The sequence below is a fragment of the Capnocytophaga sp. CM59 genome, assembly GCF_000293175.1.
GTDB lineage: Bacteria > Bacteroidota > Bacteroidia > Flavobacteriales > Flavobacteriaceae > Capnocytophaga > Capnocytophaga granulosa.
This window is the reverse complement of sequence record NZ_ALNN01000019.1, coordinates 1-5,421: the sequence shown is the minus strand read 5'-3', so window position 1 is coordinate 5,421 and position 5,421 is coordinate 1. Positions and strand designations below refer to the sequence as shown.

At 45.7% G+C, this 5,421-nt stretch carries 7 protein-coding genes; all 7 read right to left on the bottom strand.

Annotated elements, in window-relative coordinates:
• Window positions 1–165: 165 nt before the first annotated feature.
• Window positions 166–1,008: an NTP transferase domain-containing protein gene (locus HMPREF1154_RS06255; RefSeq protein ID WP_009641734.1), complete on the bottom strand. Its 843-nt coding sequence runs from the start codon at window positions 1,006–1,008 to the stop codon at window positions 166–168.
• A gap of 102 nt (window positions 1,009–1,110) precedes the next feature.
• Entirely contained in the window at window positions 1,111–1,530 is a 420-nt protein-coding gene (gene aroQ / locus HMPREF1154_RS06250; RefSeq protein ID WP_009641736.1) for a type II 3-dehydroquinate dehydratase, read from the bottom strand.
• Window positions 1,531–1,532: 2 nt separating this feature from the next.
• The gene (locus tag HMPREF1154_RS06245; RefSeq protein WP_009641733.1) at window positions 1,533–2,456 is read right to left on the bottom strand and encodes an LLM class oxidoreductase; all 924 of its coding nucleotides are present in this window, start codon (window positions 2,454–2,456) and stop codon (window positions 1,533–1,535) included.
• A gap of 119 nt (window positions 2,457–2,575) precedes the next feature.
• Window positions 2,576–3,478, bottom strand: coding sequence for a histone deacetylase family protein (locus tag HMPREF1154_RS06240; protein ID WP_009641732.1), 903 nt, complete (start codon window positions 3,476–3,478; stop codon window positions 2,576–2,578).
• A 3-nt stretch (window positions 3,479–3,481) separates the two neighbouring features.
• Complete coding sequence (locus HMPREF1154_RS06235) at window positions 3,482–3,817, bottom strand: DUF805 domain-containing protein (RefSeq protein WP_009641738.1); 336 nt, start codon at window positions 3,815–3,817, stop codon at window positions 3,482–3,484.
• Between the two features lie 65 nt (window positions 3,818–3,882).
• On the bottom strand, window positions 3,883–5,100 hold the full coding sequence (locus HMPREF1154_RS06230) for an RsmB/NOP family class I SAM-dependent RNA methyltransferase (protein WP_009641735.1): 1,218 nt from the start codon (window positions 5,098–5,100) through the stop codon (window positions 3,883–3,885).
• Between the two features lie 128 nt (window positions 5,101–5,228).
• Window positions 5,229–5,421: hypothetical protein (locus HMPREF1154_RS13500; protein ID WP_034567018.1), on the bottom strand; the 193-nt coding region annotated here is incomplete at its 5' end.

The following is a 5,421-nucleotide window of genomic DNA, read 5'->3' as shown; positions in this document are numbered from 1 at the left end:
ACGCTGGCTAAGACAACTCCTGATGAGCATAGTTCTCCGTAGAGACGCAATAAATTGCGTCTTAACGAATAAGATTATACAGATATTTTTTAAGTATTGATTCGCATTAATGACTAATGACCAATGACTAATACCACAATAGGATTAGTCATTGGTCATTAGTCACTAGTCATTATATATGCGTTTTATTTCTCTTCTGACCACATCCAAGTCTTCCTGATAGGTCATCCCAAACCATACCGCTTCAGTGGGGACTACCTCCACCACATAGCCCTGTGCCATGGCATGGCTCACAAGGGTAGGAATATAGAACTCCGCCTTGGGGTCTCCCTTATGTTCGGCTATAAAGGTTTCAAATAGGGGTACGCCTAGCTGGAATATAGCTGGAGTAAAGCCCCAGAAGTTCATAGAAACAAAACTTGTCAGTGGGAAACGCTCCCCTGTGCGCTCATCAGTGGCCTCATTCTCGCCTGTTTTGAGTAGTTTGGTGCGTTCCTCTATACTAATGAGGTGATGGTCTGCACTGACAGTACAAATACCACGCGACACCGTCCCATTCTCACTCAGCGTATTACCCAAGCGATACCCAGCCGAGAAAAAGGTCTTCTCTTTCCCCTTGCGCAAGGCCTCAGCCATCATCTCAAACGAGTGTGCCCCATAGAAGTCATCGGCATTGATAATTAGAAAAGGATTATGTATCTGATCTTTCAAGCACAATAGTGCATGCCCTGTTCCCCAAGGCTTTTTGCGCTCTATTTCTTTGGGTGTCATAGTATCCTGACACACAAAAGAGAGTTTATCCTTAGGAAACTTCTTTAGCAGATGCGCCTTCATCTGTTCCTCTATCTCCGAACGAACAATCAATACTACATTATCAAATCCTGCCGCAAAGGCATCTGCTATCGAATAATCCAAAAGAATAGAATCCCCATATATAGGAACAATCTGCTTATCAGCACCAAAGCGGGAACCCAAGCCCGCCGCCAATACGGCTAATGTTATTTTCATATTTCAAAAATATTTCTCAAATTCATTCGTCACTAGTCACTAGTCATTAGTCATTAGTCATTAGTCACTAGTCACTAGTCATTAGTCATTAGTCACTAGTCATTAGTCACTAATAAGGCTTTGTATCGCCAATTTATAGCTTTCCATCCCAAAGCCCACAATAATCCCCTTAGCCACAGGCGATATATAGGAGTGATGACGGAAATCTTCGCGTGCAAAGGTATTGGAGATATGCACCTCCACCACAGCAGTGGTAATCCCGCGAATAGCATCATGTAGTGCCACCGAGGTATGAGTATAGGCACCCGCGTTGAGGATAATCCCATCGTAGGAGAACCCTACCTCATGGAGCTTATCTATCAGTGCTCCTTCGTGGTTGGACTGGAAATAGTGCAAATTCACCTCAGGGAAAGCCGCTTTGAGGGTCTCAAAATACGTCTCAAAACTCGCTTGCCCATATACTGAAGGCTCTCGCCTGCCCAAAAGGTTCAGGTTCGGCCCATTGATGATGATAATCTCCATATCTATCCTTCATTCATATGAGGAAGTACCTCTTTACCTATTTCTTCTATTACCTCTTTCATAGGGCGCGAACAGAACTTCGCAATGAATATCGTATGGCTAACTCCCATAAACTTGAGCGTTTGCAACAAGTCTATCAAGTAGTTACGACCCAAGCGGAAACCAAGTTCTATATTGATAGGCTCCGCATTGGGATCCTCCAATAGGTCTATGTACAAGGGCTGTATATATGGCTTATCTGGCTGATTGTATTTCTTAAGAGTCGCTTTCCAGTTCTGTATGATGTTCTTAGTGTAAGCAAACTCACGTGGGTAGTAGATCCAGCCGTCCCCATTTTGGGCAATCCAGTCTAGGTTAATTCCTCCAGCATGTCCTGTAACATACATCGGAATACGCTTGTTTATAGGCTTTGGAATCACATCCGCTTCTCCTTGCATCTTTCCAAAAGAGGTCTCATAGCGAGGAAAATCTTCACTCCAGAAAGTGCGAATGGTCTCCATCTGGCGCATAAAGTCTATACTGCGGTTCTCGTATGGCCTATTAAACGCTGGATATTCTATCGCACGGTCTCCTGAGGCTACCCCAAGGTGCAAGCGACCTGGAAAAAGTTGGTCTATACTTGCCGCTGCTTTGGCAAAGTGTATCGGGTGACGCAAAGGAAGCACCATACTGGCCGTACCGAGCTTAATTTTATTCGTTAGGGTTGCTATATGTGCCATATATACCCAAGGGTCATATATCTGTCCTACATCACGGAAATTAGGGTCAAAAAGAGGAACGTCCCTCACCCATAATGTGTCAAAACCCAAGTCTTCCGCTTGTTGGGCAAGAGTAATCTGTTCGTCTTTGTTCATACGAGGCACTGGCCCCTCAAACGCCTCTATAGGGAATAATACCCCCATAGTAAGCTGATCTGTTGTTATCATATATTTTTTAGTTTTTTATCCAGTTTCACTTTTCTCTTTTCATTCTTCACTCTTCGCTTTTCACTCTCCGCTCTTCACTTTTCACTCTTCGCTTTCTCGGCAAAGGTACAATTTTTTATTTATATCCCAAAGACTTCTGAGGCTATCTTAAAAGTATTTGTATGTGCCTCCAGTATGGTAGAAAGCCTTGGCGAATAGCCCCCTCCCATACTACATTGCACAGGAATCTGCCGCTGGGCACAAGCCTCAAAAACGAGCCGATCACGCTGAGCACAACCCTCCAAGGATAGCCGTAGCTTGCCAAATTTATCACTCTCAAGCACATCTACTCCCGATTGGTAAAATACAAAATCAGGCTGATGCTTCTCAAATAGCTCAGGCAAGACCTCCCGCAGCTGTGTTATATAGGCGTCATCTCCTGTGCCATCCGGTAGGGCTATATCCATATCTGACTGCTCTTTTACAAAGGGATAATTGCCCTGAGCGTGCATAGAAAAGGTAAATACAGCTGGCTTTTGAGCAAATATCTCCGCCGTACCATTCCCCTGATGTACATCCAAATCTATAATGAGCACCCGCTGTGCCTTTCCTTTATCCAATAGATAGGCAGCCGCTACAGCTTGGTCATTGAGCATACAAAACCCCTCTCCCCTATCGGAATATGCATGGTGTGTACCTCCTGCTATGTTAAAGGCTACCTGCCCCTCCAGTGCATAAAGCGCCCCTTCTATAGTGCCCTGCACTAGGGTCAGTTCGCGATCTATCAGCTGTTGGCTCTGAACAAACCCGATTCGGATACGTGTACGCTCCTCTAGGGTCTGCCCTACAAAATCCTGCACATAGGCAGGCGTATGCGCCAAGTATAAGGACGAGAGTGCCACCTTTTCGGGAGCGAAGAAATCTGCCTCCGTAGCGATTCCCTCCCACAACAACTGTTCGTGCAAGAGGGCATATTTCTCCATCGGAAAACGATGATTCTCAGGCACTGGATGGGTATAGATGGGATGATAAGCAATCTTCATTCTTTACGCTTCTCCTCTGCTCTCTCCTAAGAGCAATATTATGTTATAGACAGGCACCAATAGCCACCAGCCGCTTTTGCCTACATCGTGCAACCTACGCACTGAAATCGCTATAAGAGGTAAGAGTACTATGGCAGCAGAAACACCTACTAAGAAGCCAAAAATCTCTCCTACTTCTGTATCAGACAGAAACACAAACTCTTCCAATAGTAATAGCGCTGTAAGTAGCACAAAGAGCACACCTACAAAGAGCCAATAAGGCTCTCGCCCCACACGCCCCTTGAACGTAGCATAATCTTTCAAACAGACTTCTACAAAATATTTATTCAAAAATTCCATAATCAAATAGTTAGTTTTCAGTGGTTAGTTTTCAGTGGTTAGTTCCACTTATCACTCGTCACTTGTCACTTGTCACTAATAAGCGCCATATAGAACCCATCATACCCCTCTGTTGCCCAGATCTGATGTTCTTCCACAAGGGTAAAGCGCTGCCCTGCGGGACTTTGCAGAAATCGTTGTACTTGTTGTTGGTTTTCACTGGGCAATATCGAACAAGTAGCGTAGACAAGTTGCCCGCCGTCCTTAACCAACTGACTGTATTGCTCAAGGATTTGGGCTTGAGTAGAACGTATTTGGTCTAAGAACTCAGGGGTAAGTTTCCATTTTGTATCAGGGTTACGTCGCAACACACCTAAACCTGAACAAGGCGCATCAATTAGCACTTTGTCAAAACTACCTCTTTGGCGTTTAAGGTATTTGGCCTCTACCGGCCGTGTCTCTATATTAAAAGCTCCATTGCGTTTCGCCCTACGGGAGAGTTCATCGAGCTTCTGCTGGTAGATATCCATAGCCACAATCTTGCCTTTGCCCCCCATCAGCGAAGCCAAATGTAGGGTTTTCCCTCCTGCCCCAGCACAGCAGTCAGCTACCTTCAGGCTACCCTGCGCAGGTGTCCAATCTCCTAAGAGCAAAGGGGCTACTCTTTGCGAAGCGGCATCCTGTAACTCAAAAAGCCCCTGCTTGAAAGCCTCCGATAGAAAGACATTCGCCCGCTTCTCCAGTTGCAGCGCATCGGGCAGTCCCTCAAGAGGTGCTGTCTCATAACCCTCTTTCCTTAGCTGTGCCTGAAGAGCTGCTTTATCTGTCTTGAGTGTATTGACCCTTAGCACCACCTGCGCCTGCTGATTCAGTGCATGCAGCTCACGCGTCCATACCTCCTCACCCAGCTCCTTTACACCAAGAGCATCAAGCCAATCAGGTACCGACTCTCGCACTGCACGCTCCTTGGAAAGTGCATCAAAACGTCCCTTGATACGGCGCTCTGGCGTCCCCTCAAAGTACCACTCAGGAAGTGTAATCCCCCTGAGCACCGCCCATACAGCAAACACCCGTCGGGTACTCTGCACCGTAAAAGGCGCCTTCTCTTGGGCTATCTCTGTATAAAGACGCTTATAGCGAATCAGTTCATAGAGTGTCTCTGCTATAAAAGCTCTATCCTTGCTCCCCCAGCGCTTATCACGCTTAAGCAAACGCTCTATCACCTTATCCGCATAGAGACCATCGTTATTAATCTGTAGAAAACCATCTACTACGGCATCCACCAAATTCCTATGTAATCGCATCTATTTCTTATCTTCTAAAATATTGGCAAATGTACGTTTTTTTTCCTTTCCAACAGAATATTCTCAATTAAAATTCGTACATTTGCCCTAATATTAATTTTTATCAATACATCCCTGTAAAGACTATGCTAATGAGGGGTATCTTGGTCAGCCTCTGCTGGCGCGAGTTTGCAGCTCGTGCCTACTATCAAGTAGCGCCTTTGGCTCTTTATAGGAGCTACAAGCTCCATAATCATAGGTACGAGCTGCAAGCTCGCACCAGCGGGGGTACGAAAAATTAGCATGAGCAGGTGTAGGGGCAAAGTCCGCGAGAGCGGAGTA